Annotated in this window: 1 protein-coding gene; it reads right to left on the reverse strand. The window is 64.4% G+C overall.

Translation table 11 applies throughout. The features are described 5' to 3' along the window. Positions 1-1360 (reverse strand): IS1634 family transposase (locus tag ACOVRJ_RS19745; protein WP_422045537.1); only part of this gene is annotated, 1360 nt, incomplete at its 3' end. Positions 1361-1518 lie beyond the last annotated feature (158 nt).

Raw genomic sequence — 1518 nt, forward strand, 5'->3', positions numbered from 1 at the left:
GAAAGCCGCGTTCGATGTCCGCCAGCGCCTTGTAGCGTTCGACGATGCGGGCCGCGCTCATGGCATCGGCGTCGATGCTGGTCAACAGCACCAAGGTGCCGTCGAGAACTTCAGCATCCGCCAAGGCCTTCTCGTCCCGCTCGAAGGCGAAGCGCTCGGCGCCGAGGTCGGTCTTGATGAAGCGTGTGAGCTGCTCTTCCAGCAGGCGCCGTAGAAAGCGGCTGTAGGCGCCGCGATCGCTGGCGCGGCGACCTCGGCTTGCAGCGCCCGTGTCTTGGCCATCGAGCTTGGCGGCGAGTTGTTCGCCAAAAGCCTCAACCGCTTCAATGCGCGCGCGGCGGCGTGCGGTCTGCTCGGCGGCACGCACGGGATCGTGAGCGGCGACCAGGCGATAGTCGGCGAAGCGTCCTTCCGCCAAGCCGTCCTTGAACGTCAGGGACCGTACGATCTCGGGCATGTCGCCGTAGCGGCGCGCCGGCACCGCGAGAATGAAGTCCAGGCGTTGCTCGGCTTCGCCACACAGGCGCCGAATCTCCTCGACGTTGTCGAGACTCAGCAAGCCACGATCCGCCACCACCACCAGGCGCCCCACCGGGAAACGCTTGAGCGCGTGTTCCAGCATCGGTCGCAGCGTGTCGACTTCAGCGACATTGCCCGGCGCCACGGTGTGCAGCAGCGGCAGCCCCTCGGCTGACTGCACCACACCCAATACGAACTGGCGGGCGGGGCCTTGGGTTTCCTTGGAGCGGCCGAACGCCCGCAGGTCTTGAACACCGCCATTGGATTCGCCATGAATGCGGATGGTGGTGAGGTCGTAGAACAACAGAGTGACCTCGTTGTCGAGCAGCGGCCGCACCAGCTTCAGCACCGCGGACTCCACGGCATCGATGCGGTCGATCAGGCAGTCCATCGCGCGTAGCAGATGCTGATGGGTCACCTCTGCCGGCACGCCCGGCATCTCAACCGTCTCAAGCCAGCGCAGCACGCCAAGCTTGGAATCGGGGCAGCTCAACCGATTGAACACCATCGTGCGAATCAGGGCCTCGGCATCGAAGCTGCGACGCGACGAGCGCAAAGCGCGACTCAAGGCGGAGCCGAGACCCAGCTCGTTCCAGAGCATCTGCAGCGCGTGCAGATCCCCGAACGCCCGCGCCGAACGGTACTCGATCGCCTCGGCCTGTCGCGTGCGTCCCAAGGCGCGCTCCAGGCCACTGATCAGCGGCGCAAGCTTGGCCTCGGTGAGCTCGTCCAGCCGGCCCAGGGAAGCCACAACGCGCTGCCGGACCTTGCCGTCGACGCGGTAGCCCTCCACGAGTTGGAGGTAGCTGCGACCGCCGGAACGGGTGATGCGCGTGTACATGGAACAACTTTAACTGCCACGACACGGACAAATCAATGTCTAGATAGCAATAGCGTGACACAACACAAATCCACCGAAATCGCTGAGTAACTCATTGATTTCCGGAAGCGGCACCACTACGACCGGCCGGATTTCCTGCTCCAACTGTCGAACTTGGG

It is taken from the genome of Roseateles sp. (assembly GCF_049240545.1).
GTDB lineage: Bacteria > Pseudomonadota > Gammaproteobacteria > Burkholderiales > Burkholderiaceae_C > Paucibacter_A.